Raw genomic sequence first — 26,240 nt, forward strand, 5'->3', positions numbered from 1 at the left:
TAAATTGTTGATCTTATTTAACACCGTTTCGGCGGCATTCGACGGCCTGTCTAAAACGTTTAAGAGTCTGTTTGAACATCGGGCTCAACCGGATTTTCGGCGCCGCCCCTCACCCTTTGGGCAGGGCGTCCTTCACCGTCCCGATCGTCGCTTTCACCATCGCTTCCACGCCCGCAGGGGTCGGATGGATATGGTCGGGAAGCTGCATGCCCTCCTTGCCGTTGATCGACGCCACGAACAGCGGCACCAAAGCGGCATGGTGCTTTTTCGCCAGATCGGGATAGATCGGATCGAAGGCTTTGGCATAGGCGGCCCCCATATTGGGCGCGGCCATCATGCCCAGCAGCACGACCGGGATCTTCTTCTCATCCAGCTTGGTGAGAATACCATCCAGATTGGCCCGCGCCTGCTGGGGCGAGAGCCCGCGCAGCATATCGTTGCCGCCCAGCGAAATCAGCACCAGATCGGGCTTTTGCCCGCCCAGGGTGAAGTCGATGCGCGCCAGACCATCGGCGGTGGTGTCGCCCGAAACCCCTGCATTGGTGACGGTGGCGTTGATGCCCTGAGCCCGCAGCGCCGCCTCCAGCCTTGCGGGATAGGCCTCGGGCGGGGTGATGCCGTAACCGGCCAACAGGCTGTCGCCCAGCGCGACGATATGCGGCCCCTTCGCCTGAGGCACCGCGGCAGGCGCCGAAACAGCACTGTCCTGCGCACTGACCGTGGCGCCCGCATCCTTCTGCCCGCAGCCGCCCAGCAGCGCCGTCATCGCCAGCGCCGCTGCGCCCATCACCTGAACCTGCCGCAAAACCTGCACCTTTCCAAAAGCCTGACCATAATTGTGCGCCGCAGCACCTTGTCGCCCGGCCACCCGCGCGCCATATCCATCTTGTGACGAACGCCCCGGAAAGCAAGCCCGCCATCACGGCGAACCATCTCACCCTCACCCTGGGGCAAGGCGCGGAGGCGACGGCGATCCTCCACGGCGTGTCGCTGAGCGTCCCGCAGGGGCAGGTCGTGGCGCTGCTGGGGCCATCGGGCTCGGGCAAATCGTCGCTGATGGCGCTGCTCTCCGGGCTGGAACGCGCCAGCGGCGGGCAGTTGATCGTGGCCGGGCAGGATTTCTCGCAACTCGATGAAGATGCCCTCGCCCGCGCGCGCCGGGGCCGCATCGGCGTGGTGCTGCAAGCCTTCCACCTGCTGCCCACCATGACGGCGCTGGAAAACGTCATGACCCCGCTGGAACTGGCCGGCCTGCCCGACGCCGAGGCCCGCGCCCGCGAGGAACTGGCCGCCGTCGGTCTGACGCATCGCCTCACCCATTACCCGACGCAACTGTCGGGCGGCGAGCAGCAACGCGTGGCCATCGCCCGCGCCCTGGCCCCCCGCCCCACGCTGATCTTCGCGGACGAGCCCACCGGCAACCTCGACCATGCCACCGGCGAGGCGATCATCGAGCTGCTCTTCGCCCGCCGCGCCGAGAGCGGGGCCACGCTGGTCATCATCACCCATGACGAGGCGCTGGCCGCCCGCGCCCAGCGCATCATTCGCCTCTCCGACGGCCATATCGCCAGCGACAGCCTGAACGATCCGCACCACGCCAGCGAAAACCTCCACGCCAGCCACGACCGCACGCTATGAGCGATGCCACAATGTCATGGTCGATGGCATGGCGGCTGGCGCGGCGCGATCTTTCGGCGCGTTTCCGGGGCTTGCGGTTGCTGCTGGCCTGCCTGTTTCTGGGCGTGGGGGCGCTGGCCGCCACCGGCACGCTGACCGCCACCATCAACCATAACCTTGCCACCAAGGGCCGCCAGACTCTGGGCGGAGACGTGCAGTTCACCCTGTGGCAGCGCCCGCTCTCACCTCAGGAAAGCGCGGCGCTGGGGCGTTACGGCAGGCTGTCGCAGGGCAGCCGGATGCAGGCCATGGCCAGCTTCGGCGACACCACCGCCCCCATCGAGCTGAAGGCCGTGGACCAGAACTGGCCGCTGGTCGGTCGGCTCAAGCTGGTCGGCGGGCGGCTGGTCGGCGCGCCGCCGCCGGGGGGCGCATGGCTCTCGGATGGCGCGGCGCAGCGCCTCGGCATCGCGCCGGGCCAGCATTTCACCATCGCCGGGCAGAGCCTGATCGCGCTGGGCATCATCGAGGATGAGCCCGACCGCCTGTCGGAAGGCTTTGCGCTGGGCCCCACGATCATCACCGACGCGGGCTTCCCTCATCGCGCCGGGCTGGACGCACCCGGAGCGATGATGCGCACCCGCACCCGCATGGCCTGCCCGCAAAGCTGCGATGCTCAGGCCATTGCCGACAGGCTGAAAGCACAGCTCCCCAGCTCGGGCATCGACATCCGCACCCGTGACAATGCCGCGCCAGGCGCCGAGAATTTCATCGGCCGCATGGGCGATTTCCTCGATCTGGTCGGGCTGGCCGCGCTGATGATCGCCGGGCTTGGCATCGGCGGCGGCACGGCGAGCTACCTTGAGGCCCGGCGTCAGGCGATCGCGACGCTGAAAGTGCTGGGCGCCACCTCCGCCGATATCGCGCGGATCTATGTGGCGCAGATTGCCGCTGCCGCTTTGGCCGGAAGCCTCGCCGGGCTGGTGGTGGGCACCGCTGTCGTGCCGCTGCTTACCCATGCGCTGTCGGGCGTGCTGCCGGTCGATGAGGGGCTGATCCTCTCCCCCCCTCGCGCTGAGCCGCGCCGGAGGCTGGGGCCTGCTGGTGGCGCTGGTCTTCGCCGCCCCGCCGCTGGCCGCCGCGCGGGATTTCCCCGCCATGGCGCTGATGCGCGCAAGGGTGGCAGGCGCCGGACGGCGCTGGAACCGCGCCGCCGTGGTGCCGGTGGCGCTGGGGCTGGTGGCGATTGTCGCGCTGGCCTTTGCGGGATCGGCCAACATCCGCACCACCGCGTTGTTTATCGCGGGCGCCGTGGGCAGCTTCGCGCTGCTGGGCGCTTTGGGTTGGGGTTTGCGCGCTCTGGCGGCGCGGCTGCCGCGTCCGCGCGACCCCATTGCCCGCATGGCGCTGGCCAATCTGCACCGCCCCGGCGCGCAGACGGGCCGTCTGGTGACGGCGCTGGGCTTTGGCCTTTCGGCCTTCGTGCTGCTGGCGGTGGTGCAGTCGAGCCTCGACGCCAACATCGCCCGCCGCGTCCCCGCCAAGGCGCCCGACTATTTCGCAGTCGACCTGCCGCCCGACCAACTCGGCACCTTCACGCAGGCCGTGAGCGCCACCGCTCCGGGCGCGCATATCCGCACCGTGCCCGCGCTGCGCGGCGCGATCCTGAGCTATGGACCGCAGAATGCCCCCACCCGCGTCGCCGATCTGAAAGCGATCCCCGACGATGCCTGGGCGCTCAAGGGCGAGCGCGGCCTGACCTTCAGCGCCGACGTGCCCGAGGGCAACACGGTGACCGAAGGCCGCTGGTGGACGCCCGCCAATCAGGACCAGCCGCAGGTCTCGGTGGATGAGAAGCTGGCCAAAGCCATCGGCCTGCACATCGGCGACAGCATCACCATCGGCCTGCTGGGGGTGGAGCGCAGCGCGACGGTCACCTCCTTCCGCCGCATCGACTGGGACAGTTTCGGCTTCAACTATGTGCTGGTCTTCTCGCCCGGCGCGCTGGCCGGGGCTCCCTACAAGCTGGCGGCCACCATCGGGCTGGACCCTTCGCACAAATCCGGCGCTGTGAAGGGCGCGCTGCTGGCGCGGCTGACCAAGGTGCTGCCCGGCACATCGGTGGTGGAGGTCGGCCCGCTGCTGAGCGCGGCGCGCGATCTGCTGGGTCAGGTCTCGACCGCCATTCTTGCCGCCGCGAGCATCGCTGTGCTGGCGGGGATCGCGGTGCTGATCGGCGCCATCGCGGCGGCGCGGGCCTCGCGGCTCTATGACAACACCATCCTGCGCGTGCTGGGCGCCAGCCGGGGGCAGTTGCTGGCGCTGCAGATGGCCGAATACGGCCTGCTGGCCGGACTTCTGGCGCTGGTCGCGCTGGCGCTGGGCAGCGCTCTGGGCTGGCTGGTGGTGGTAAAGCTGTTCAGCTTCGACTTCCTGCCCGACTGGCCGCATGTGCTGCTGGTGCTGGGAGCCGGTCTGGCGGTGGTGCTGGGCTTTGCCTTTGCCGGATCGCTGCCGCTGCTGCGGGCCAGACCCGCGCGGGTGCTGCGGGAGCTTTAGAGGAAAGGCTCCTGCACCTGCTCGCTGCGCTGGCGGTCCTTGCGCAAGCGGTCGCGCCACAGAGCCAAGACCATCAGACCAAGGATCGCCACCCCAAAGGCCCTCCCCCAGGGCCGGTGATGCGCTTCCTGCCACATGGAAAAGCCGGTCATCGCGGCGGCGGCCACGGCATGAAGCCAGAACAGCAGCCTCTCAAACCTTATGCCGCGCATCCTGTACTCTCCCGCGCCTAGCTGAAGACGGCGCTCAACCCGCCGTCCCTCGGGTCTTCGCCAAAGCGGTTGGGGCCTTGGGTACCCTCCTGACATTCGAAGATCAGCAGGACCAGCCAGCCCAGAATCGGCACGAAAAACAGCGCCATCCACCATTGCGAGCGGTTGGTGTCATGCAGCCGCCGGGCCGTCACCGCGAAGGTCGGCACGATCGAGCCGATGCTGAAGATCGCCGTCACCGCATTGCCCAGCATGGTCGGCTCGGCCCGCAGGCCCAGCCCCACGGCAAAATCCCCGCCCAGCAGCAGATCGAGCGCCAGATTGGTGAGGCTGGTGAAGAGATGGAACAGCCAGAATTCCATCCGCATCGAGCGCCCGCCGAACTGCGCATAGCGGCGATAGGGCAGCAGCGCCCAGTGCAGCAGGTTCATGGCCTATCCTTGCAAAAAGGGGGCCATTGCGGCCCCCTTACCTTGGCTTAGCTGAACACCGTCGCCAGACCGCGACCCTTGGGGTCTTCACCGAAGCGGTTGGGGCCGGGCGTGCCGTCGCTCACCACGAAATAGAGCAGGATCAGCGTGCCCACCAGCGGGATCAGGCCGATCAGCAGCCACCAGCCCGAACGGTCGGTGTCATGCAGGCGGCGGATGCCGACCGCCAGCGAGGGAATGATCGAGACCAGACCGAACAGCCCGCTGAGCGCCGTGGCCGCGAAATTGGGCGTGGAGCGAAAGCCCAGCAGCACCGAATAGCTGCCGCCCAGCCCGCCATCCAGCACGAGCTGAACGATCACGCCCAGCAGCACGAACATCCAGTATTCCTTGCGCTGCGATCGCCCGGCGAAATCGAAGTAGCGCTTGTAGGGCAAGATCATCCATTCCATGCGAACTCTCCTTGTTTGGCGAATTTGAGTGTCATGCGAGGACCGCCGCTTCCGGGTAACGCAGCAGGGGGCAGCAGAAAAAGACCTTCGGATCAGCTAAAAACGGTGATCAACCCGCGATCGAGCGGATCGTCACCAAAACGGTTCGGGCCCGGCGTGCCGGGGCGGACCATGAAGAACAGGATCACCGCGCCGCCGATATAGGGGATGGCGCCCAGCAGATAGAACCAGCCGGACCGGTCCTGATCGTGGAAGCGCCGCACATGCACCGCGATATAGGGAACCAGCGAGCCCAGCCAGAACAGGCCCAGCGCGGCAAAAAACACCAGCCCGGCACCATGATTTTTCGCGCCGTGCGGACTGACGATCACCGCGGCACTGACCAGCGCCAGCGTCACGATCACCAGAAACAGCACGAACATCCAGAATTCCTTGCGGCTCGACCGGCCACTGAAATCGGCATAACGCTTATACGGTAACAGCATCCATTCCATGGGGGGCATTCTCTTCGAAAGCTTGGTGGCGCGGATGCTGCCCAAGGATCAAAGAATGCGCAAACAAAAAGCAGGATGTTTAAGGAAAACACCCTGCTTTTCGACAGAATAACGATTGCGTGTGCTGGAAGGCCGCTCAGAACTTGTACAGAGCCGACACGCCGTAAGTCCGCGGCTGATTGGGATAGCCCGAGACCGAACCGGCCTGCGCAGGGCTGTCGAACACGATGTTGATGTAGCGCTGGTCGGTCAGGTTGCGGCCCCACACGCTCAGCTCCAGCCCGCGCGGCAGTTTCCAGCTCAGCGAGGCGTCGATCTCGCTCACCTCGCGCTTGAAGGCGCGGGCGGCGGCGATGCCGGTCTGATAGTTCACCACCGCCCCGGTCAGCGGATTGGTGGTGATGAAGCCGGGCAGGCCGTCCTCGATCTGGGTCGGGGCCTCATAATGCCAGTCGCCCCGGAAGATCAGGTGATGGCCATTGGCGAAGGGGTGATCCCAGGCCAGCACGGCGGTCGAGGAGATCGGCGGAATGCCCGCCGGCGTGCTGCCCGAAATATCGCCGAAGCTGGAGTTGACGAAGCTGTCGTACTTGGGCCGCAGATAGGTCAGGCTCTCGCTGATCGTCAGCTCGGGGCTGACATGGACGCTGCCCTCGAACTCGAAACCGAAGACCGATTCCTTCTCGGCATTGAGCAGCGCGAAGCCGGTGCCGTCGAACTGGTTGGTCTGGAAGTTCTTGATCGTCTGGTGGAACACCGCGATGTTGGCGGTGGCGATGCCCCAATTGGCCTTGAGCCCGAATTCCAGCGAGCGCGAGTTCTCCGGCAGGGCATAGCGGCTGCCATAGGTCAGATTGTTGAGCGCCAGACCCGCCGCCGCAATCGCCGGAGCATCGGCCAGCGCCGGGCGGCTGTCGCGCGACAGATTGACCGAAGCCGCCTTCCAGCCCGTCACATAGGAACCATAGAGGTTGATATGTGAGTTAAGCTGATAGGCCAGCCGCCCGGTGTAGCTGACATTGCCATCGGCGACATGGCCCGGCTCGACCGCATTGGGCACGTTGAGGAAGGGCGGCATCACCTGCAGCCCGTGCAGCGCCATCAGTTGCTGCGCCACCGCCCCGGCATTGGGCACGCCCTGCGCGGCCAGCACCTGCGTCGCGCCGGGCACGAAAGCAGCCAGATTGAGGCCCGAGAAGACGTCATTGCTCACCACATTGGTGGAAAAACGCTTGGCATCATGGGTGTAGCTGATGCCGCCGGTGACGGTGATCTTGCCGAACTTCACATCGGCCTGGCCAAAGATCGAGAAAGCCTCATCCTTGAGCGCATAGGCCTCGTTCAGCCCGGTGCCCGACTGGAAGAAGCGCCCGCTGTACAGCCCCGGATTGCCCGACAGCGCGCCGAGCAGATTTTCCACCGCCGGCAGGCTGAAGGCCCCGCCCGACTGCTGCTGCGTCAACACATTGGCATAATTGCGGAAATCATTGCCGTAGAAAAGCTGCCCGGTCTGGTCGATCTTCTCGTTGAAATAGGAGGCGCCGCCCAGCAGGTTCACGAAATCGCCCAGCGCCAGATTGGCACGAAATTCCTGCGTGAAAGTGCGGATATAGACATCGGCGGCATTGCGGCTGAGCAGGTCGGCGCTGGTGAAATCGCTGTCCTGATTGTTGTGGTTGATGCTCTTGCGCCAGGCGGTGATGCTGGTCAGCTTCACCGGGCCGAGATTGTCGTCGATCTGGCCCGAAATGCCGAAATTGGTGATGTTGTTGGTCGATTTCAGATTGTTGTAGAGCGTCGAATAGGGATCGCTGGCCGGGTTCACCTTGCCGCCGATGGCCTGGATCGCCGCCGTGGTGGCGCTGGGCTGCAGATTCATCGTGGCGCAGCACAATTCGTCGATCTTGCCGTAATCGCCAATGATCCGCACGCGCGGGCCGGTGGCGGGGGCATAAAGCAACTGGCCCTTCACATACCAGCGGTTGCGGTTGTTGGTCTTGCTGTTCGTCCCCGCGTCATAGACGTAACCGTCGCGCCGGTTGTAGCCGCCCGCGATCGAGGCGGCCAGATTCTCCGCCACTTTGCCCGTCAGGTTCGCCTTGGCCACGAAGGCATTGTAATTGCCATAGGACAGCTCGGCCGAGCCCTGGGTCTTGAACTGCGGCTCCTGCGTAGAGATCGAGACCACGCCCGCGCTGGCATTCTTGCCGAACAGCGTCGATTGCGGCCCGCGCAACACCTCGACCTGGGTGACATCGGGGAAGTCGGCGATCTGCGCCGCGCTGCGCGAGCGGTAGACGCCATCGATGAAGACGCCGACGCTGGGCTCGACCCCCGCATTGTTGTCGCCATTGCCGAAGCCGCGGATCAAAAAGGCCGTGTTGGCCGAGCTTTGATGCTCGTTCACCCGCAGCGAGGGCACCACGCTGGCCAGATCGGCGATGTCGCGGATCTTGGCGCGGTTCAATGTCTCGGCGGAGGTGACGGTGACGGCCACGGGCACATTCTGCAGCGTCTGCTCGCGCTTGGTGGCGGTGACGAGGATTTCATTGCCGCTGCCCTCCCCGGCGGCGGGCGGCGGCGCGGGGGGCGCTTCCTCGGCCTCTGCAGGGGGAGCCTCGGCGCTCGCGGGCGGCGGCGCGGCCTCGGCCGGTGCGGGCTGGGCTTCGGCTGGCGGCTGCAGCGCGGCGGCATGCGCCAGCCCCGGCGCGATCAGCCCCAGCGCCCCGCCCGCCAGCAAAACGCCGCGCAGGCGCATCAGCGACGCGGCGATACCGCCCGTCTTCCTTGCTCCAGCCTCGCCCTCAACCGTGTTACTGTTCATCATCTTTGCGTCCCGGCCCCACAGGGCGCTTGTTTTTGTCCTGTTCATCCTGGCCCGTGTTAATTAGCGTATGGTTTAATCTCAATGGCCAATGCGGCCCAAACCCTCGGGCCACCGTGCTTTTTCCCGCAATGCGGGCACGCTGTGGCAGTTTTGGGACACTCGCGCGCGCCATCGCCGCCGCGACCGCCCGCACATGCCTTGCCCTCCACGCGCTTTTGGACTAGGGGCGCGCCAGAATTGTGCGGTGCAAAAGCCGCATCATGACCGATGCCAGAAAGGCGTGCCGGAACGGGCCCGCCCCCTCTTTACGGAAAGACCTGTTGATGTCCGCCCCGCTTCCGCTTCGCAACATTGCGATCATCGCTCACGTTGACCACGGCAAGACCACGCTGGTCGACCAGCTCTTCCGCCAGTCCGGCACCTTCCGCGACAACCAGCGCGTGGAAGAGCGCGCGATGGACAGCAACGATCTCGAAAAGGAGCGCGGGATCACCATTCTGGCCAAGCCCACCTCGATCGAGTGGGAAGGCACGCGCATCAACATCGTCGACACCCCCGGCCACGCCGACTTCGGCGGCGAGGTGGAGCGCATCCTCTCGATGGTCGATGGCGTTGTGCTGCTGGTCGACTCGTCGGAAGGCGCCATGCCGCAGACCAAGTTCGTGACCGGCAAGGCGCTGGCGCTGGGCCTCAAGCCCATCGTCGTCGTCAACAAGGTCGACCGCCCCGACGAGCGCATCCAGGAAGTGCTGGACGAGGTCTTCGACCTGTTCGTCTCGCTCGACGCTTCGGATGAGCAGCTCGACTTCCCCGTGCTCTACGCTTCGGGCCGCAACGGCTACGCCAGCGATGACATGAACCGCCGCGAGGGCACGCTGACCCCGCTGTTCCAGAAGATCGTCGATCACGTGCCGCCGCCGGCGCTGGAAGTCGATGCGCCCTTCACCTTCCTGGTGACCCTGCTGGACCGCGACAACTTCCTGGGCCGCGTGCTGACCGGCCGCGTCACCTCGGGCGTCGTCAAGACCAACCAGGCGATCCATGCGCTGGACGCCGACGGCAAGGTCATCGAAACCGGCCGCGCTTCCAAGATCATGTCCTTCCGTGGTCTGGACCGCGTGCCCGTGGACGAGGCCAAGGCCGGTGACATCATCTCGCTGGCTGGTCTGACCATCGCCACCGTGGCCAACACCATCGCCGACACCTCGGTCAACACGCCGATCAAGGCCCAGCCGATCGATCCGCCGACCCTGTCGATGCGCTTTGCCGTGAACGACTCGCCGATGGCGGGCCGCGAGGGCACCAAGGTGACGAGCCGCATGATCCGCGACCGCCTGGAGCGTGAAGCCGAATCGAACGTGGCCATCAAGATCACCGAATCGGCCGACAAGGACAGCTTCGAGGTCGCCGGTCGCGGCGAACTCCAGCTCGGCGTGCTGATCGAGACCATGCGTCGCGAAGGCTTCGAGCTGGGCATCAGCCGTCCCCGCGTGCTGTTCGGCACCGACGAGAACGGCGGCAAGACCGAGCCCTACGAAAGCGTCCTGATCGACGTGGACGATGAGTTCTCGGGCACCGTCGTGGAAAAGATGGCGCTGCGTAAGGGCGAAATGACCGACATGCGCCCCTCGGGCGGCGGCAAGACCCGCATCAGCTTCATCGCCCCCTCGCGCGGCCTGATCGGCTACCACGGTGAATTCCTGTCCGACACGCGCGGCACGGGCATCATGAACCGCCTGTTCGACAAGTACGGCCCCCACAAGGGCAAGATCGAAGGCCGCAAGAACGGCGTGCTGATCTCGAACGGCGCCGGTGAAGCCAATGCCTACGCGCTGGGCCCGCTCGAAGAGCGCGGCATCCTGTTCGTCGGCGTGGGCGAGGCCCTGTACGAAGGCATGATCATCGGCGAGAACGCCAAGCCCGAAGACCTCGAAGTCAACCCGATGAAGTCGAAGGCGCTCACCAACTTCCGCGCCAGCGGCAAGGACGACGCCGTCCGCCTCACGCCCCCCAAGGTGATGACGCTGGAGCAGGCTATCGCCTACATCGACGACGATGAGATGGTCGAAGTGACCCCCAAGAACATCCGTATCCGCAAGGCCGAGCTCGACCCCAACGAGCGCAAGAAGGCCAGCCGCCGCAAGGACTCGTAAGAGTTCGCAGCGGTTGAACGATCGCAGGAAGGCCGGGGGGAAACCTCCGGCCTTTTTGTTTTGAAGGGGATTGAAGAGAGAAGGTGCGAGGGGGTTACCCCCTCGCGCTCCCATAACTGTCTGCGTTGTGCCCGTTCCGCAGCGTTCGCCTCGTTTGATGGGATTGTTTGGGGATTGCCTGCGGCGCTTTGGGGCTGGTACAAATTTTTGGGGGTTGTCGTGCCCCCGCCCTCACCCGAAAGCCTTGGCCATGTTGACGCAAGATGATGTCTGGGGCCTCACCGAAAAGGAACGGCAGACCCTGCGCCTGATGGTGCGGGGCCATGATGCCAAGTCGATCGCCCGCAGCCTCGATCTCTCGGTCCATACCGTCAATGAAAGGCTGCGCGACGCACGCCGCAAGATGACCGTCTCCAGCAGCCGCGAAGCCGCGCGCCTGCTGCTGGAAAAGGAAGGCGAAACAGCCCCCAATTCTCTTGGGGACACACAAATCGGGGAGGACGCGCAGCACCCCGAGGCGGATGAACAGCAGGCGCCGATCAGCGGCGCGGGGCGGGCAAATCGCCCCTTCTGGATCATCCCCGGAGTTCTGCTCATGACACTTCTTCTCGCCTTTCTGGCCCTCACCCCCATGGCTCAGCTCGATACCACGGCGCCCGCACCCACCGCCGAAGCCGCCCATTCAGAGACTGCCGAAACCGCACGCCAATGGCTGGCGCTGGTCGATCAGGACAAATGGGACGCCAGCTATCAGGCCACCGGCAAGTCCTTCCGCAAGCTGAACACCCCGCAGGTCTGGGCGAAGACATCGCAACAGATGCGCCAGTCGCTGGGCAAGATGATCTCACGCACCTTCGTCAGCGAAGAGAATCTGCCCGCCCCGCCCTACGGCTATCAGGTGGTGAAATTCCGCACGAACTATGCCAACAAACCCGACGCCCTGGAAAAGATCTCGCTCAATCAGGAAGATGGCCGCTGGCGCGTGGTGGGCGTGACAGTGGAGTAAACCCGCCGAAGGCAACATAACTCATCACGACAGAGAGCTTAAACGCAAGGACGGGGAATCACTGCCCTTGCGCCGGGAGACGTTATGGGAGCGCGAGGGGGTAACCCCCTCGCATCTTCCTTTTTCCCCCTCCCTAAACATGATAAAACCCCCAAACCAAAAACCGAACCAAAGGCCCCGCCATGTCGACCCAAGGCAAACTGTGGTTCCGGCGCAAACTGTTCGGCTGGGGCTGGACCCCGGTTTCAGTGGAAGGCTGGCTCAGTTTGGGCGTCTATCTGCTGGTCGTTCTGGGTTTCCACGCCGTCAGGAATGCCAGCCCCATCCTGTCCTTCCTCGGCATCGCGGTTGCGACGGGTGGTCTGGTGGCGCTCTGCCTGTTCAAGGGCGAGCCGCCGACATGGCAATGGGGCCGCCGCAAGCCCTAACCCCCTCATCACAGCTCATGGACACTCCGGGGCGGCCCATCGCGTCTGCCCCGTCACGCGCGCCTTCATACCCTCGACATGGGGAACCCCACCGGCGCCGAATGATTGGAACTTCATCTGCCAGCCTTCACCAACCCCTTCTAAATCAAGGATATTGGTGAAAATACGGGGGTGAAGAGCGTGACTGTGAAAACCTTTCTGATCGCCACCAATGCCGCTGCCACTGTTCTCCCCCTCCCCGTTTTCGCCCAGGATGCCCCTCCCCCGACCGAGCCAGCCCGCCCCGCCGAAACGCCCAGACCCCCGCATATCTCGCCGATCTACATGGGCATCACCGGCGGCACGCTGGGCGTCGGGCCGGAGCTGTCCTACGCCATCAACCGCTATGTCGGCCTGCGCGGCAACATCACCTTTCTCGACATCTCGCACAGCTTCGATTCCGGCGGCCTGCCCTACCAAGGCCAGGCCCATCTCGGCTCGGGCGGACTGATGCTGGACTTTCGCCCCTTCGGCGGCGGCTTCTTCATCTCGGGCGGCGCGCGCCTGAACCGCAACAAGCTGCGCGCCAACTCCAACTTCAACGGCGTGGTCGTGGTCGACGGCGTGACCTACACCTCATCGCGCACCGGCACGCTGATGGGCTATGCCAACTTCCCCTCCGTCGCCCCCACGCTGACTTTCGGCTACGCAGGCACGCTCAGGCGCGGGATCAAGGTGGGGATCGAGGCCGGCGCGATGTTCATGGGCGCCGGGCGGGTCTATCCCTTCACCGCCACGGGAATGAACGTCTCGGAAAGCCGGCTGGAAGCGCAGCGCGCGGGGTTGCAGCGGGTTATGGACCATTATGAGGTTTATCCGATCCTGCAACTGACAGCCGGGTATCGGTTTTAAGAAGAAAAGAGAAAATGCGAGGGTGTTACACCCTCGCGCTCCCTTTAATGTCTGCCTCAGCGCTTCGGGTTCGGCCTTGCGCCCAGCTTGCCGCGCCGCAGGCAGAAAATTGAATGCCTGCGGCGCCTTAGGTAGCGCATGTGGAGAGTTTGAACGCAACGATCCGGCGCCACCACCCTTTCGTCGGAAGACGTTCTGGGAGCGCGAGGGGGTAACCCCCTCGCACCTTCCTTCCCTTCCCTCCACCTTGACAAATAACCCATATGGTTATATCCACCCAAACCGACAGACCGAAGCTGGGCCTGTCACACCACAGGGCCGATGCGGCGCGGGACCGGACGGCGACCAGCCGGAGGACTTCCGCAACGCCTCCCCAGCCCTCGGGACTCACGAAGCGGCGGCTCATCTGCGAGCCCGTGCCCGCCCTTCCCCGAGGCTCGCCGTAAAACGCGAAAAGGGTCGAGCCGGAGTTTGAGAGGGGGCGCCCTCATCCGGCCATTCGCGACTGCAGGCGCGCCCTCGCACCCGTCCGGCCATGGGCGCGTGCCGCATCGGCCTCTTTGCCTGCCCGATGCCCGCAGGGTACGGCGCCATCCATCGATAGCCAGGCGCGGCCCAGCGACAGACTCGCGGCGCCGGATGTAGGATATCGCAACCGATGCACCGCTCGTCGAAGCTGAACCTCGGCTGCAAGCATCGTCCCGTTTTCGTTCAGTTGCGCAGGCCCATATCGGCTTCATAGCACGGCGACTCGCCAAGGGCCGAACAGGGGTTCCAGCCCGGCCGCCGAAGGAGACACACGATGAACGTCAAGTTCAGCACAGCTCTGCGCAAGGCCACGATGGCCGCAGCACTGGTCGCCACGGCGGCGACGGGCCTGATGGCCACCACCGCTGAAGCCCGCCCCGGTTGGGGTGGCGGTTATCGCGGCGGTTGGCACCGTGGCGGTGGCGGCGCTGGCGCCGTGATCGCCGGCGGCATCGTCGGCGCGGCGCTGGGTGCAGCGATCGTCGACAGCAGCCGCCCGCGTTACTACTACCCGGCTGAATATGGTTACGGTTATGCGCCGCCTCCCCCTCCGCCCCCGCCCTATTACTATGGTGGCTACTACCGCCCCTGGGCCTGGCATGACGGTTACTACTGGGACCACTGGGGTCACCGTTACTACCACCGCGGCTGGTAAGCCGGCCTGATTTCTCTCTTCGGTCGCCCTGCCCTTCTCTTCCCCTCCCGGCAGGGCGCCCCAAACTCGGCGTATGGTCCTCTTTTCCCTTAAGGGAGGACCATGCGCCTTTTTCCTGTGCGGCGCATGCTGACGGACCCCTTCCCGCGCTGCCCTCTCGCCAAATGACGTATGGAGGTCTATGGGCCCCGCGATGACTTCGCACGCAGCCCCCCCCATTGCCCTGAACGCCATCCCCGCCCGCATCGAGGATCTGCGCGTTGCCCTCTTCAGCGGCAACTACAACATGGTCACCGACGGCGCGAACAAGGCGCTGAACCGGCTGGTCGGCTATCTGCTGTCCAAGGGCGCGCAGGTGCGCATCTATTCCCCCACCATCGCCGAGCCCGCCTTCAAGCCGACCGGCGATCTGGTCAGCGTGCCCAGCTTCGCCATTCCCGGCCGCGCGGAGTATCGCATCGCCAGCGGCCTGCCCCGCTCGGTGCGGCGCGATCTGGATGCCTTCCAGCCCAACATCGTCCATGTGTCCTCGCCGGATGTGACCGCGCATCGCGCCGTCAGCTGGGCCCGCGCGCGCGGCCTGCCGGTGCTGGGCAGCGTGCACACCCGCTTCGACACCTATCCGCGTTACTACAACCTCGCCTGGGTCGAGCCGCTGCTCACCGCCGTGCTGCGCCGCTTCTACCGCCGCTGCGACGGCCTCGTCGCGCCCTCGGAGAGCTTCGCGCAGGTGCTGCGCGACCAGCGGATGAATTACGACATCTCGCTGTGGTCGCGCGGCGTGGACCGCGAGATCTTCAACCCCGAGCGCCGCGACATGGCCTGGCGCCGCGCGCTGGGCATCGCCGACGATGAGGTCGCCATCGGCTTCCTGGGCCGCCTGGTGATGGAAAAGGGCCTCGACGTTTTCGCCGACACGGTGGAAGAACTCGAACAGCGCGGCATCCCCCACCGCGTCCTCGTGATCGGCCAGGGGCCCGCCCAGAGCTGGATGGAAGCCCGCCTGCCCAAGGCCGTCTTCGCGGGGTATCAGGCCGGCACCGACCTTGGCCGAGCGGTCGCGGGCATGGACGTGCTGTTCAACCCCTCGATCACCGAGACCTTCGGCAACGTCACGCTGGAAGCCATGGCCTGCGCCCGCCCGGTGGTCGCCGCCGAGGCCACGGGGAGCGAGAGTCTCGTTGACGACCGCGTCAATGGCCGCCTGATCCGCCCCGGCGCGGTGCATGCCTTCGCCGAGGCGCTGAAGGTCTATCTGACGGACGCCGATCTGCGCGCTGCCCACGGCGCAGCGGGCGAGGCGCGGGCGCGGGACTTCAGTTGGGATCGGATCAATCAATCGGTTGCCGATACCTATCTGCGGTTGATCAGGCAGAATGCCCGGCGGAAGGGGTGAAAGTTAGAAGCAGGGGGCGTTACGCCCCCTGCACCCCCGTTACGTCTTCCGACACGGAGGAAGCGCAACGGGCAAGGCCTGCGCTAACGTCCTGCCGCCGGAGGCAGTTATTCCCTGCGGGGCAGAGAGGTCAGGCGCTTTGGGTCGGGCACCACTGCCCTTGCGTCGGGAGACGTAATGGGAGCGCGAGGGGGTAACCCCCTCGCATCTTCTCTTTCTGTTCTACAAAACCTTCCCTACGCCCCTTATCATCCCTAAATACCCCCCATGGCCGATCTTTTCCAAGCCGATCCCCCACCGCGTCCCGAGGTCAGCGCCCCGCCCGGCGCCATGCCCCTGGCCGAGCGCCTGCGCCCCACATCCCTGGCGCAGATCATCGGGCAGGAGCATCTGACCGGCCCGGATGGCGCCATCGGCCGCATGGTGGGCGCGGGGCGCCTGTCCAGCATGATCCTGTGGGGCCCGCCCGGCACCGGGAAGACCAGCATTGCCCGCCTGCTCGCCGATGCGGTGGGCATGCGCTATGCCGCCGTCAGCGCGGTGTTTTCCGGCGTGGCCGACCTCAAACGCATCTTCGCCGAGGCCGAGGGCGCGCTGTCCCTCCATGGCCGCCCGACGCTGCTCTTCGTGGACGAGATCCACCGCTTCAACCGCGCCCAGCAGGACGGCTTCCTGCCCTATGTGGAAAAGGGCACGGTGACGCTGGTGGGCGCCACCACCGAGAACCCCTCCTTCGAACTGAACGCGGCTCTGCTCAGCCGCGCACAGGTGCTGATCCTCCACCGCCTCTCGCCCGAGGCGCTGACCACGCTGCTGGAACGCGCCGAGGAGGCCGAGGGCGTCCCCCTCCCCCTCACCAAACCCGCGCGTGAGGCGCTGATCGCCAGCGCCGATGGCGACGGGCGCTTTCTGCTGGGTCAGGTCGAGACGCTCTACACCGCCTCGCTGATGGAGCCCCTCGGCCCGGCAGAGCTTGGCCAGTTCCTCAACCGCCGCGTCGCCGTCTACGACAAGGACCGCGAGGGGCACTACAACCTCATCTCCGCCCTGCACAAATCGCTGCGCGGATCGGACCCGCAGGCCGCGCTCTACTATCTGGCCCGCATGCTGACGGCGGGGGAAGACCCGCTCTATGTGCTGCGCCGCCTGGTGCGCTTCGCCTCGGAAGACATTGGTCTCGCCGATCCGCAGGCGCTGGTGCAGTGCCTCGCCGCCAAGGATTCCTACGACTTCCTCGGCTCGCCCGAGGGGGAACTGGCCATCGCGCAGGCCTGCCTCTATTGCGCCACCGCGCCCAAGTCGAACGCGGGCTATGTCGCGTGGAAAGCCGCCGCCGCGACGGCGAAATCGACCGGCTCGCTGATGCCGCCCTCGAACATCCTGAACGCGCCGACCAAGCTGATGAAGGAGATCGGTTACGGGAAAGGCTATGCCTATGATCACGATCAGGCTGACGGCTTTTCCGGCGCAAATTACTGGCCCGAAGAGATGACGCCCCAGACATTCTATCGCCCTGTCGAGCGCGGGTTTGAACGCGAAATCCTGAAGCGGCTGGAGTGGTGGGAAAAGAAAAGGCGGGAAAGGCAGGAAGGGTAAGATGCGAGGGTGTTACACCCTCGCGCTCCCTTTAATGTCTGCCTCAGCGCTTCGGGTTCGGCCTTGCGCAAAATTTGCCGCGCCGCAGGCAGGGATTTCCAGCCTGCGGCGCGGTAAGGTGGCGCAGGTGGAGAGCCGAAGCGCACCAATTCGGCGCCCCCGCCCTATCGCCGGAAGACGTTATGGGAGCGCGAGGGGGTAACCCCCTCGCACTTCTCCTTTCCTACTTCTCTTCGGACTTCTAAAAGCCCCTATGCCAAACTTCACCCACTACGCCGCCGTGGACTGGTCCGGCGCCAGCGGTGAGCGGCACAAGGGCATCGCCGTCGCGATCATCGGCGCGGCAGACCCGGCCCCAAAGCTGGTCCGCCCCGGCCATATCTGGTCGCGGATCGAGGTTCTTCACTGGCTGCTCGACGAAACCCCGCCCGACACGCTGATCGGCTTCGATCTGGGTCAATCGCTGGCCTATGCGGACCGGGATGCCTTCTTCCCCGGCTGGACGGACAGTCCAGACACCGCGCGCGAACTCTGGGCGCTGGTGGACAGCATCTGCGCGCAGGAACCGCATCTGGGCGTCTCCACCTTCGTCGACCACCCGCAGGCGAGCCGCTATTTCCGCCGCCATGGCCTGCGCGAGGGCGATCTGTTCGGCGCGGAGGGCAAGCCCGGCGGGCGCGGGCGCATGCGGGTGACCGAGCATGCGCAGGCGCTGGCCGGGTGCCGCCCAACGAGCAATTTCAACCTGGTGGGCGCGGGGCAGGTCGGCAAGGGCTCGCTGAGCGGCATGCGGCTGTTTCACCGCCTGCCCGGCGATGTGGCGGTGTGGCCGATGGATGCCCTGCCCGAAGCGGGAGGCCGCGTGGTGGTGGAGATCTACACCACGCTGGCTGCGATGGCGGCGGGGCGCAGCGCGGGGCGTTCGAAGGTGCGCAACCGGGGCGATCTGGCGGCGGCCTTGGCGGCGCTGGGCTGTGAGGCGGAGGCAGGCGGGCGCGCCGATGCGCCGGTGGCCGACCATGCGGCCGATGCGCTGATGACGGCGGCATGGCTGCGGCTGGACGCTGGCCGCGAGGAATTTTGGCATCCGCCTGCGCTCACTCCACATATCGCGCGGACGGAGGGCTGGACCTTTGGCGTGGCTTAGGGCATGGGGGCCTTGCTCTGACAGAGGCGTGCCGGCTTAGCTCAGCTGGTAGAGCACCTGATTTGTAATCAGGGGGCCAGGGGTTCGAACCCTCTAGCCGGCACCATTTCCAGAGCTTTGGAGACGATGCGAAGCAGCATCGGACACCAGCCAATATTCCGGACAGCCAGACAGGCATCGAGCGGATGTCATCCATCCGGCCTGCTGCATGATGGAGATAATTCTTCCGTCTAGATGCGCAAAGCGGAGCCATCGAGCCCCGCTTTTCATCATCACCAGCAGCATATCACAGGCTCCGCAACGCTGGAGGCGGACAACTTTTGCCGATGCCGCCCCGCAACAATGCAGATAACGCTAGTGCAACAAAGGAATGCTGTATTGCAGCACCTCAACCGCATGTTTTACTTCGCTGCTCCAGTTCCCTTCCATCATCTGGAAGTCAACTTTCCAGTGCGACCTGTCACCCGACCACTTAACGATCTTCCCGAAGGAGAGGTGCGCTTCCGGGTAGGCGGAGTTGATCGATTTCGCGAGAGCCTCAAGCTCCCCCCGTACGCTTGTTTCAGTAGCGATGAATGCCATGACTGCGATCCTTACTCCATTTTGTGTTATTTTTTCATGGTGCGCTTACTTGGGCCGTCCATCAAGCAGGAATTGCTCCTGAAGCAGGAAAAATTCCGTTCCATTCAGGGAACATGCATAAAGCCCGGTATCATCGCCGCCTTTTATCCATTTACCATACCGATCTTCGGTTCATCTCTGGCCAGCAACCGCCTGGCCCATCGGTCGCGCGGCAGGATGGATGACGTTCGTCGGCCGAGTCGCTTCGCCCGCAACCAAGCGGCAAACCACGCCTGAACATCAGATCCGGCCTGACGTCCTCCCCCGCACAGCAAAAGGGCCGGCAAGCTCTCGCTCACCGGCCCTCCGTCACGCTGTCTGGCAAGGATTGCGTGCAAGGGTTATTGGCCGGTGGCAACCAGCCCCTTGCCGTCGGCCTGACCCGAAAGCTGCGCGGCGGGCATGGTCACATTGCCAGCGCCGGTGCTGACGATCAGGCTGGAGACCTTGCCGCTCTGGTCGGCGACCACCTGCTTGACCTTGCCCAGCTTGGCTCCGTCGAGCGAGCGGACCACCATGCCGGGCTTCACCCCGGTCGCCCCGGCCAGCCCCGCCGCGCTGCTGCCCGCCAGCGCCAGGCTGGATGAGGCCGCCGTCCCGGCGATCGCCGCAGAGCCCTGCGCCGCGCCCATCGCCGTGGCCGAAGTGCCGCTCACGGCCTGCTTCGTGCGGCTGGTCAGGGCCTGACCGGTGCTGCTGGCGGCCGAGCGGGTCTGGTCGACGGTGCCGCTCGCGGTGGAGCGGGCCGATTGCGCCGCGCCGCGCACCGCATTGGTGCCGACCAACTGGGCATCCGCGCTGCCGCTGCCCGAGGCCGAGCCCGAACCGCTCAGCGAACCGGTGGCATTGCTCAGCGGCGAGGTGGCGCTGCCGGCCAGATTGTTGCTGCCGCTCGCGCTGCCGCTGCGGTCGGCGTGGACCTTGCCGGTCTTGCGGTTGACCGACTGGCTGCCCGAGGTGTTGGCGGCGCCCGTGGCGGTGTCGGTGATGTTGCCCTTGTGCGAGCGCACCGTATCGGTGGCCGAACCCAGCGTGCCGGCCGAGCCGAGCGTGCCGTTCATCGTGCCGCCAAAGCCGCCGCCAAGGCCACCCCCCACGCCACCCAGACCACCGCCGAGGCCGCCCCCCAGACCTCCACGCCCCAGCAACTGGGCATGGGCAGGCATGGCGGTGCAGCTCAGCGCCAGAACAGCAGCGGCGAGCGAAAGAGAAGAAAAGCGGTTCATGGTTCATCTCCTGATAAATGTCTGGAGCAGGTCCGATGTCCGGCTCTGGGAGATGAACGAGAGGGGTTTGGCGTTTAATCCATCGATGCGCGATTTTTTCTCAAACTTTAAGTCACAGCCCCTTGCGGCAGGTGCCGCACAGCACGCCATGGCCGGTGTTTCTGGCTTTGACGGCCTCGGCATCGGCGCGCTGCAGGATCGCGCGGGGCGCCCCGCCCCCCTGCCCCAGCGCCGCGATGCGCGCCGCCACCAGAGGGGCCGCAAAGGAGGTGCCGCGCAGCTTCTCCGCCTTGCCGCTCAGCCCGGTGGCGGTCATGTCGGCGCCGGGCGCGGCATAGTCGAGATGGCTGGCCCGTCCGGCCTCGAACAGCACGCGGCCCTGCCCGTCGACCCCGGTCACCGCCACCACGCCCTCGTAGGAGGCCGGAAAGGCGGGCGGCGCGGCGGCGCCATCATTGCCCACGGCGGCGGTGACGATCATGCCCTTGGCCTGCACGGCGGCGACCGCTCTGGACAGCAGCGGATTGCTGGGGCCGACCAGGCTGATCGAGACCACCGGCACCGTCTTGCCCGCCATCCATGCCAGCGCCCGCGCGATGGCCAGCGCATTGCCGCCCGCCGGATCGCCGCCATAGACATCGGCGACATAGATCCGCGCCGTGCCCGCGCCTGCCAGCAGCGAGGCAATCGCCTGAGCATGGGCATTGGGACGCGGCCCGCCCTGAGCAAAACCGGTCTGAGCCACGATGCGCGGCCCCGGCAGCGTGCCGCCATCGATGATGCCCACCGTGCCACCGTGCGGCATCGCGGCGGAGGGTTGAGGATCGCTCCCGCCCGCATGGGTGCTGCCGCCGGGGAAATGGAGCTGATCCGCGCTGATCTCCTTTCCCGGCAGCAGATGGCGCAACTGCCGCAGCGCCGCGGTCAGGCTGGTTCCCGTCGGCGTGGCAAGGCGGGCATAGGCAATGCCCAGCCCGTCGAGATCCCCCTGCTCGACCAGCGCGTATCCCGCTGCCTGAGCACTGGCCAGCGCGGCGGCATCGGGGGAGAGCAGCAGCACCTCATGCACGCGGGCGGGCTGGCCGGTGTCATCGGCCTCGACCGTGGCGCGGTGGCTGCGCAGGAAATCGCCCAGCCGCTCCAGCCGCGCATCGGCCAGTTGGCGCGCATCGCTCACAAGCTGGGTGGCGGGGCGGGTCACCTCGCCCAGCGTGTTGTCCAGCCGGTCCAGCGCGCCGCTCACACTGCCGCCGACGCCTGCCCCCACATTGGGGCGCAGACCGCCGGGCAGCCCGACCTGCGCCTGGGCGCTGCCGGTCAGCGCCAGCAGCATCAGGGCGGTCAGCAGGCGCGGCGCGTGTCGCGGGTTCAACATGGGCTTGTTCCTTGCCTCAAAAAAATGCAGGCTTGTGGATGAAACGCATCCCTGCATCCGTTTCATCCACAAGCAAGGCAAAAGGCGTGACATCAGCCCATTTCGGCGAAACCCTCGTAAAGCTGCTGCCCCAGATGCGGCGCTTTGCCAGGGGGTTGGCCCGCGACGGCGTCGATGGCGACGATCTGTGCCAGGCGACGATCGAACGCGCGCTCAAATCCAGCCATCTCTGGCAGGAGGGGACGCGGCTGGATGCATGGGTGTACCGGATCATGCGCAACATCTGGATCGACGAGACACGGGCGCGCAGCCGCCGCGCCCAGACCTTCGCCCCCGAGGAAGAGGGCGAGAATGTCGGCGTGGCGGGCGATGCCGCCATCGAGGCGAGCGCCGAGCTGGGCCATGTCGAGCGCGCCATGGGCCATCTGCCGCCCGACCAGCGCGAGGCGGTGATGCTCGTGCTGGTCGAGGGCTTTGCCTATAAGGAGGCCGCCGAGATCATCGGTTGCCCGATGGGCACGCTGACCTCGCGGCTGGTGCGCGGGCGCGAGGCGCTGATGAAGGCGCTGGGCGAAACAGGAGAGAGGCCATGACGAGCGTCACCGAAGAAGAGATCATGGCCTATGTCGACGGCGAGCTGGATGAGGCGGCGCGCGGCCGGGTGACTCTGGCGGCGCTGGCCGATCTCGATCTGGCCGACCGGATTGCGGCGCAGCGCGCCCTGCGTGAACGCTTGCAGGCCCATTTCGCCCCCGTGACCGAGGAGCCCGTGCCCGCCGCATGGGTGGAGAGCATCCGTCAGGCGACCGGCGGCACCAAAGGCGGCGCCCAGATCGTCAGCCTGGCTGCGGTCCGGGCCGAGAAGGCGCCGCCGCGCAGGCGCTGGCCCGCATGGGCCCCAGCGGGGGCGGCGATGGCGGCCTGTCTGGCCATCGGCGTCTTTGTCGGGGCGCAGTGGCGCGAGGGCGACGACAGCAGCCCCTTTGTCAGCCGCAACGGGGCTCTGGTGGCCTCGGGCGATCTGCGCAAGGCGCTCGATACGCAACTGGCTTCGGCGCGGGATGGTGCCACGGTGCGAATGCTGGGCACGTTCCATCGGCAGGGCGGCGATCTGTGCCGTGCCTTTGCCGGGGCGCAGGCCTCGGGGATCGCTTGCCGGGAAGGCGGTCTGTGGCAGATGCAGCATGTGCTGCCCGGCAGCCGGCAGGCCGCCAGTGCCTATCGTCAGGCCGGATCCTCCGACGCCGAGCTGATGGGCATCGCCCAGGGCATGGCCGTGGGCGATCCGCTCGATGCCGCTCAGGAACGCGCGGCGCAGGCCAGGGGCTGGCGCTGATCAACCACTCTAGATTCTTGTTTTGCCGCGTTTTCGCAAGGCGCTGGGTGATTCCACCCAGCTTGAAAACGCTCTATTGGGCGTGATCGAGCATGCTGTTGGCGATGGCGGCGGAAGCGAGAAAATCCTTCAGCGTCACGGGCGCATAATTGCAGCCGATGAACAGCGTCTTGTTCTCCTCGTCCGCGGGCGGTTTGGCGCCGAACAACAGGCCGATGGCGTCATCCGTCGGGGCGAAGGCCCCCAGCATCGGGCTCTTGTCCGGGTCGGCGAAGTGGTAATATTGCTCGGTGATTCTGATCGGCGCGCGCAGCAGGCCCTGCTCCCTGATCACCGCCAGCGCCTCGGCGCGCGGCAGTTCGATCACCACCCACTGGTTGAGGAAAGACACGGTTTCGACGCTTCGGCCAAAGATCGTGACGGGATGGCCAAGGCGAAAGCTCCACAGGCCCAGCATGCCTGCGTGGCCGTTCTCATCCAAGCGCTTGAGCCATGACGTTTTGTCGGACAGCAGCACTTCACCGTAAGCGCCCAGCTCCTCGGTGGAGCCCCGGCATTCGATCAGCCGGCCCAGCCCCTCGGGACTGAGTGCCGGCTCCGTTGCATGGGCGGCCGGGGCGCCGAGGGCCAGCATCAGGGCAGCCCATGATCCGAAACGCCGCACTGTCTTCCTCCTGCCGATCGGTTGATGCAGGGGTCAGCCTAGCGGAGAGAGACGGGTTAAGCCACTCAATCATCTGATTTTAAGGGCGGCGGTCCCTCTGCCGGGCCGCCTTCACCAGCGCATAGACGCTGCCCCCGCCCAGCACCGAGGCCAGACCAAAGCCGATCACCGCGCCCCAAGCCGCGCCGGTCAGCCCACTGATCGAGCCGCCAACAAACATACCGATCAGGGGGAGGACGATAAAGAACAGGCAGCCGATCGCAAACAAGGGATGTCTCCGTTTGCCCCCAACTGCCCTTTACGCCGCCGCCCTGCAGACCGGAAGATCCACCTAAGGCTTAGAAGCTGTCTGGAAATTCGGCGAAGCCGAATTTGCGGCACCGGCCCTCTCCCCCGCCCGACCACCCACAGGATACGACCGATGGGTGGCCGGGCGGGGGAGAGGGCCGGTGCCGCTCAGGAAAATGCGCTTTCGCGCATTTTCCAAACGGACTCTTATGCGATGCCCTTCATCTTGCGGAAGGCATCGAAGCGGTCGAGGAAGCGGTCGATATCGGCCTTTTCCAGATAATAGGGCGTGGAGAGGCGAATGCGGCTGGGCGCTCCGCCGCGCACGCGGATGCGATGGTTGGCCCACATCCAGTCCATCAGCTCATGCATCTGCACCGGCCCCATATCCAGAGTGGCGATGGCGCAGCGCATGGTGGGATCGGGCGAGGTGAGATCCTTCGATCCGCGCTTCATCATCTCGCCATGCAGATAATCGGCGAGGAAACGGTGGCGCTTCTCGATGCGTTCGATGCCGATGCTGTTGGCCAGCTTGATCGCGGCCAGCAGCCCCATCATCGCGGGAATGTTCGAGGAGCCGATCTGCGAATAGCGGTCCACATCGCGCACCGGCGCATCCCAGCCGCCCGTCACGGTGGTGGGCCACAGCCGCTCCATCACGCTCTTGTCGCGCACGAAGAGGAAGCCGGTGCCCTTGGTGGCGAACAGCCATTTATGCATCGAACCGGTATAGATATCGCAGCCGATATCGTTGAGATCGACCTTGAGCATCCCCGCCGCATGCGCCCCATCGAAGGCCGAGATGATCCCCTTGGAACGGGCCAGCGCGGCAATCTCCTTGGCGGGCAGGATCAGCCCGCTGTTGGTGGAGATATGGCTGACGAAGATGATCTTCGTGTTGGGCGTGATGGCGTCATTAATCCGGTTGAGGATATCCGCGGGCGTCAGCGCGGGCTTGGGCAGGTTGAACTTCTTGACCACGATGCCGTAACGCTTGGCCTTCAACATCCAGGGCTGCTCGCCGCTGCCATGCTCCTCGTCGGAGATCAGCACCTCGTCGCCCGGCTTCATGTCGAAGCCGTCCGCCACCACATTGTTGGCCTCGGTGGCGTTGCGCAAAACCGCCATCTGGTCGACCCGCGCGCCCATCAGTTGCGCGAAGGGCTCGCGGAACTCGGTCCAGGGGCCGTAACCCCAGATGGGGTAGCCCTCGGGCTCGGGCTGGGTCATCTGCTCGGTCAGTTCGTAGGAATCGTAGATCGCCTTCAACACCGGACGCGGCGAGGCCCCCACCGTGCCATTGTTGAGATTGACCACCCCCGCCGGAATCAGGAACTGCTTGCGCAGCGCGGCCCAATAGGCCTCCTCATTGCGCGCATAGAGGTCTGCCCCCGGCAGCGGCACCTCGGCAAGCGCGGCGGCGGGCAGCGCAGAGGCGGCCCCGGCAAACAGGCTGTTGGCAAGCATCGAACGGCGATCGAACATGGAGACCTCTCAGGCTGGAGCCACGGCAAGGCGCGCCGTACCCCCAGCGCTGCCCCGGCCCGAGTTGTGACCATGCAATAAGAAACGTAAATTGGTGAAATGACGAAGACGGGGCTTCTTTGAAAAATGTGCGAAGGCACATTTTCAGGGCGGCACCGGCGCGCTCCTCAGCGATAGGTCTTCGCCAGGATCACCAGCGTCGGATCGCCCTCGAAGGGATAGGGGGTGAAACCCTTCTCGCGCTCCAGCTCGATGGCGGCGCGGTTTTCACGGCTCTCGATCGAGATCACCCGGCGCACGCCCCGCCGCTGCGCCTCCTGCGCCAGCAGATCGACCAGCGCCCAGCCAATGCCATGCGCCCGGTAATCCTCGCGCACCGAGACCGCAATCTCGGCGGTGTCCAGCTTGCCGTCGCAGGCCAGCAGTGCCGAGGCGACCAGATCGCCATAGGCAGGCTCGAAGACCAGAAAGCTCTCGGTGCGGAAATGGTCGGGATGCAGCAGCAGGTCGAGCTGGTCGCGGCTGACCTGCGCGCAGGCGGCCAGAAAGCGGAAGCGGCGATCCTCCTCGCTGACCTGCGCGAAGAATTGCGCCAGCGCCGGGCCGTCATGCTCGGTGGCGGGCACCACCTCCAGCCGCAACCCGCAGCGCGTGGTGAGAATGCGAGGCGTCTCGTCAGCGCTGGTAAGAATGGCAGGGGCGAGGATGGCGGGGTCGGTCATGATGCGAACTCCTTGGCGATAAGGCGCTGCTACGCCGAGTCCCCGCCGCTTTCCTTGACCCGGGGCAAATTGGCGCAGGCTTCGACCAAAGTCTGTGCGACGTCATCAGGACCACACGGTGCTTGCCCGGC

Annotated in this window: 25 protein-coding genes, 1 tRNA gene and 1 pseudogene; 15 read left to right on the forward strand and 12 right to left on the reverse strand. The window is 65.9% G+C overall.

All coding sequences use genetic code 11. The features are described from left to right. Window positions 1-109: 109 nt before the first annotated feature. Window positions 110-814: an arylesterase gene (locus tag ABDW49_RS16245; protein ID WP_343613094.1), complete on the reverse strand. Its 705-nt coding sequence runs from the start codon at window positions 812-814 to the stop codon at window positions 110-112. 65 nt (window positions 815-879) lie between these two features. Here ABDW49_RS16245 and ABDW49_RS16250 point away from each other — a divergent pair, with 65 nt between their 5' ends. From ABDW49_RS16250 to ABDW49_RS16260, 3 genes and pseudogenes are all read left to right on the forward strand, one after another. Then, window positions 880-1,638: an ABC transporter ATP-binding protein gene (locus ABDW49_RS16250; protein ID WP_343614328.1), complete on the forward strand. Its 759-nt coding sequence runs from the start codon at window positions 880-882 to the stop codon at window positions 1,636-1,638. A gap of 797 nt (window positions 1,639-2,435) precedes the next feature. After that, window positions 2,436-2,570, forward strand: a pseudogene (locus ABDW49_RS16255) (hypothetical protein); the annotation flags it as partial. 151 nt (window positions 2,571-2,721) lie between these two features. Next, window positions 2,722-4,176, forward strand: a complete 1,455-nt coding sequence (locus ABDW49_RS16260; RefSeq protein WP_343613096.1) for an FtsX-like permease family protein — start codon at window positions 2,722-2,724, stop codon at window positions 4,174-4,176. Here ABDW49_RS16260 and ABDW49_RS16265 read toward each other — a convergent pair. The 5 genes from ABDW49_RS16265 to ABDW49_RS16285 all read right to left on the reverse strand — a co-directional run bounded on the left by ABDW49_RS16265 (window position 4,173) and on the right by ABDW49_RS16285 (window position 8,592). Then, a complete protein-coding gene (locus ABDW49_RS16265; protein ID WP_343613098.1) occupies window positions 4,173-4,388 on the reverse strand; it encodes a hypothetical protein in 216 nt (71 codons plus the stop codon). The two genes, ABDW49_RS16260 and ABDW49_RS16265, sit on opposite strands and share 4 nt — an antisense overlap. A gap of 17 nt (window positions 4,389-4,405) precedes the next feature. Beyond that, window positions 4,406-4,819: a DUF805 domain-containing protein gene (locus ABDW49_RS16270; RefSeq protein WP_343613100.1), complete on the reverse strand. Its 414-nt coding sequence runs from the start codon at window positions 4,817-4,819 to the stop codon at window positions 4,406-4,408. A gap of 47 nt (window positions 4,820-4,866) precedes the next feature. Beyond that, entirely contained in the window at window positions 4,867-5,271 is a 405-nt protein-coding gene (locus tag ABDW49_RS16275) for a DUF805 domain-containing protein (RefSeq protein WP_343613102.1), read from the reverse strand. A gap of 92 nt (window positions 5,272-5,363) precedes the next feature. Beyond that, a complete protein-coding gene (locus ABDW49_RS16280; RefSeq protein WP_343613103.1) occupies window positions 5,364-5,756 on the reverse strand; it encodes a DUF805 domain-containing protein in 393 nt (130 codons plus the stop codon). A 145-nt stretch (window positions 5,757-5,901) separates the two neighbouring features. Continuing rightward, on the reverse strand, window positions 5,902-8,592 hold the full coding sequence (locus ABDW49_RS16285) for a TonB-dependent receptor (protein WP_343613104.1): 2,691 nt from the start codon (window positions 8,590-8,592) through the stop codon (window positions 5,902-5,904). Between the two features lie 323 nt (window positions 8,593-8,915). Here ABDW49_RS16285 and typA point away from each other — a divergent pair, with 323 nt between their 5' ends. The 10 genes from typA (at window position 8,916) to ABDW49_RS16335 (ending at window position 19,250) form a co-directional block, all read left to right on the forward strand. Then, entirely contained in the window at window positions 8,916-10,745 is a 1,830-nt protein-coding gene (typA, locus tag ABDW49_RS16290; protein WP_343613105.1) for a translational GTPase TypA, read from the forward strand. A 250-nt stretch (window positions 10,746-10,995) separates the two neighbouring features. After that, window positions 10,996-11,751, forward strand: a complete 756-nt coding sequence (locus tag ABDW49_RS16295; protein WP_343613106.1) for a DUF4019 domain-containing protein — start codon at window positions 10,996-10,998, stop codon at window positions 11,749-11,751. A gap of 182 nt (window positions 11,752-11,933) precedes the next feature. Next, window positions 11,934-12,179, forward strand: a complete 246-nt coding sequence (locus tag ABDW49_RS16300) for a hypothetical protein (RefSeq protein ID WP_343613107.1) — start codon at window positions 11,934-11,936, stop codon at window positions 12,177-12,179. A 186-nt stretch (window positions 12,180-12,365) separates the two neighbouring features. After that, on the forward strand, window positions 12,366-13,070 hold the full coding sequence (locus tag ABDW49_RS16305) for a hypothetical protein (protein WP_343613108.1): 705 nt from the start codon (window positions 12,366-12,368) through the stop codon (window positions 13,068-13,070). Window positions 13,071-13,872: 802 nt separating this feature from the next. Next, window positions 13,873-14,253: a hypothetical protein gene (locus ABDW49_RS16310; RefSeq protein ID WP_343613110.1), complete on the forward strand. Its 381-nt coding sequence runs from the start codon at window positions 13,873-13,875 to the stop codon at window positions 14,251-14,253. Window positions 14,254-14,446: 193 nt separating this feature from the next. Further along, a complete protein-coding gene (locus ABDW49_RS16315; protein WP_343613112.1) occupies window positions 14,447-15,649 on the forward strand; it encodes a glycosyltransferase family 1 protein in 1,203 nt (400 codons plus the stop codon). A gap of 267 nt (window positions 15,650-15,916) precedes the next feature. Then, on the forward strand, window positions 15,917-17,245 hold the full coding sequence (locus tag ABDW49_RS16320; protein WP_343613113.1) for a replication-associated recombination protein A: 1,329 nt from the start codon (window positions 15,917-15,919) through the stop codon (window positions 17,243-17,245). A gap of 253 nt (window positions 17,246-17,498) precedes the next feature. Then, window positions 17,499-18,392 (forward strand): hypothetical protein, encoded by an 894-nt coding sequence (locus tag ABDW49_RS16325; RefSeq protein ID WP_343613114.1) that lies wholly within the window; start codon window positions 17,499-17,501, stop codon window positions 18,390-18,392. 30 nt (window positions 18,393-18,422) lie between these two features. Further along, window positions 18,423-18,498: transfer RNA gene (locus ABDW49_RS16330), tRNA-Thr, on the forward strand. 272 nt (window positions 18,499-18,770) lie between these two features. Next, window positions 18,771-19,250: a hypothetical protein gene (locus tag ABDW49_RS16335; RefSeq protein ID WP_343613115.1), complete on the forward strand. Its 480-nt coding sequence runs from the start codon at window positions 18,771-18,773 to the stop codon at window positions 19,248-19,250. Between the two features lie 104 nt (window positions 19,251-19,354). Here ABDW49_RS16335 and ABDW49_RS16340 read toward each other — a convergent pair whose 3' ends face one another. Both ABDW49_RS16340 and ABDW49_RS16345 read right to left on the reverse strand, forming a co-directional pair. Next, window positions 19,355-20,239: a hypothetical protein gene (locus tag ABDW49_RS16340; RefSeq protein WP_343613116.1), complete on the reverse strand. Its 885-nt coding sequence runs from the start codon at window positions 20,237-20,239 to the stop codon at window positions 19,355-19,357. Window positions 20,240-20,351: 112 nt separating this feature from the next. After that, window positions 20,352-21,614 (reverse strand): S8 family serine peptidase, encoded by a 1,263-nt coding sequence (locus tag ABDW49_RS16345; RefSeq protein WP_343613118.1) that lies wholly within the window; start codon window positions 21,612-21,614, stop codon window positions 20,352-20,354. Window positions 21,615-21,748: 134 nt separating this feature from the next. Between ABDW49_RS16345 and ABDW49_RS16350 the strand changes: the two genes are divergently transcribed. Together ABDW49_RS16350 and ABDW49_RS16355 are read left to right on the forward strand one after the other, a co-directional pair. Then, complete coding sequence (locus tag ABDW49_RS16350) at window positions 21,749-22,207, forward strand: RNA polymerase sigma factor (RefSeq protein ID WP_343614330.1); 459 nt, start codon at window positions 21,749-21,751, stop codon at window positions 22,205-22,207. Beyond that, window positions 22,204-22,950 carry an anti-sigma factor gene (locus ABDW49_RS16355; protein ID WP_343613119.1) on the forward strand — a complete coding sequence of 249 codons (747 nt, stop codon included), beginning with the start codon at window positions 22,204-22,206 and terminating at the stop codon, window positions 22,948-22,950. The genes ABDW49_RS16350 and ABDW49_RS16355 overlap by 4 nt, the downstream gene beginning before the upstream one ends. Before the next feature lie 73 nt (window positions 22,951-23,023). Here the strand turns inward: ABDW49_RS16355 and ABDW49_RS16360 are convergent, their stop codons facing one another. From ABDW49_RS16360 to ABDW49_RS16375, 4 genes are all read right to left on the reverse strand, one after another. Then, on the reverse strand, window positions 23,024-23,614 hold the full coding sequence (locus ABDW49_RS16360; protein ID WP_343613121.1) for a hypothetical protein: 591 nt from the start codon (window positions 23,612-23,614) through the stop codon (window positions 23,024-23,026). A 79-nt stretch (window positions 23,615-23,693) separates the two neighbouring features. Further along, the gene (locus ABDW49_RS16365; protein ID WP_343613123.1) at window positions 23,694-23,882 is read right to left on the reverse strand and encodes a hypothetical protein; all 189 of its coding nucleotides are present in this window, start codon (window positions 23,880-23,882) and stop codon (window positions 23,694-23,696) included. Between the two features lie 227 nt (window positions 23,883-24,109). Further along, entirely contained in the window at window positions 24,110-25,387 is a 1,278-nt protein-coding gene (locus ABDW49_RS16370) for an aminotransferase class V-fold PLP-dependent enzyme (protein WP_343613124.1), read from the reverse strand. 167 nt (window positions 25,388-25,554) lie between these two features. Then, on the reverse strand, window positions 25,555-26,109 hold the full coding sequence (locus ABDW49_RS16375; RefSeq protein ID WP_343613126.1) for a GNAT family N-acetyltransferase: 555 nt from the start codon (window positions 26,107-26,109) through the stop codon (window positions 25,555-25,557). Between the last annotated feature and the right edge of the window lie 131 nt (window positions 26,110-26,240).

Origin of the sequence: Novosphingobium sp., assembly GCF_039595395.1 — a bacterium.
Classification (GTDB): Bacteria; Pseudomonadota; Alphaproteobacteria; order Sphingomonadales; family Sphingomonadaceae; genus Novosphingobium.

Bases quoted from the DNA above. Each gene is read 5' to 3' on its own strand.
- ABDW49_RS16295 (WP_343613106.1), top strand. From the start codon at position 10,996: ATGTTGACGCAAGATGATGTCTGGGGCCTCACCGAAAAGGAACGGCAG.
- ABDW49_RS16340 (WP_343613116.1), bottom strand. From the start codon at position 20,239: ATGAACCGCTTTTCTTCTCTTTCGCTCGCCGCTGCTGTTCTGGCGCTG.
- ABDW49_RS16300 (WP_343613107.1), top strand. From the start codon at position 11,934: ATGTCGACCCAAGGCAAACTGTGGTTCCGGCGCAAACTGTTCGGCTGG.
- ABDW49_RS16285 (WP_343613104.1), bottom strand. From the start codon at position 8,592: ATGATGAACAGTAACACGGTTGAGGGCGAGGCTGGAGCAAGGAAGACG.
- ABDW49_RS16375 (WP_343613126.1), bottom strand. From the start codon at position 26,109: ATGACCGACCCCGCCATCCTCGCCCCTGCCATTCTTACCAGCGCTGAC.
- ABDW49_RS16370 (WP_343613124.1), bottom strand. From the start codon at position 25,387: ATGTTCGATCGCCGTTCGATGCTTGCCAACAGCCTGTTTGCCGGGGCC.
- ABDW49_RS16315 (WP_343613112.1), top strand. From the start codon at position 14,447: ATGACTTCGCACGCAGCCCCCCCCATTGCCCTGAACGCCATCCCCGCC.
- ABDW49_RS16345 (WP_343613118.1), bottom strand. From the start codon at position 21,614: ATGTTGAACCCGCGACACGCGCCGCGCCTGCTGACCGCCCTGATGCTG.
- ABDW49_RS16310 (WP_343613110.1), top strand. From the start codon at position 13,873: ATGAACGTCAAGTTCAGCACAGCTCTGCGCAAGGCCACGATGGCCGCA.
- ABDW49_RS16265 (WP_343613098.1), bottom strand. From the start codon at position 4,388: ATGCGCGGCATAAGGTTTGAGAGGCTGCTGTTCTGGCTTCATGCCGTG.
- ABDW49_RS16355 (WP_343613119.1), top strand. From the start codon at position 22,204: ATGACGAGCGTCACCGAAGAAGAGATCATGGCCTATGTCGACGGCGAG.
- typA (WP_343613105.1), top strand. From the start codon at position 8,916: ATGTCCGCCCCGCTTCCGCTTCGCAACATTGCGATCATCGCTCACGTT.
- ABDW49_RS16320 (WP_343613113.1), top strand. From the start codon at position 15,917: ATGGCCGATCTTTTCCAAGCCGATCCCCCACCGCGTCCCGAGGTCAGC.
- ABDW49_RS16270 (WP_343613100.1), bottom strand. From the start codon at position 4,819: ATGAACCTGCTGCACTGGGCGCTGCTGCCCTATCGCCGCTATGCGCAG.
- ABDW49_RS16325 (WP_343613114.1), top strand. From the start codon at position 17,499: ATGCCAAACTTCACCCACTACGCCGCCGTGGACTGGTCCGGCGCCAGC.
- ABDW49_RS16275 (WP_343613102.1), bottom strand. From the start codon at position 5,271: ATGGAATGGATGATCTTGCCCTACAAGCGCTACTTCGATTTCGCCGGG.
- ABDW49_RS16280 (WP_343613103.1), bottom strand. From the start codon at position 5,756: ATGCTGTTACCGTATAAGCGTTATGCCGATTTCAGTGGCCGGTCGAGC.
- ABDW49_RS16350 (WP_343614330.1), top strand. From the start codon at position 21,749: ATGCGGCGCTTTGCCAGGGGGTTGGCCCGCGACGGCGTCGATGGCGAC.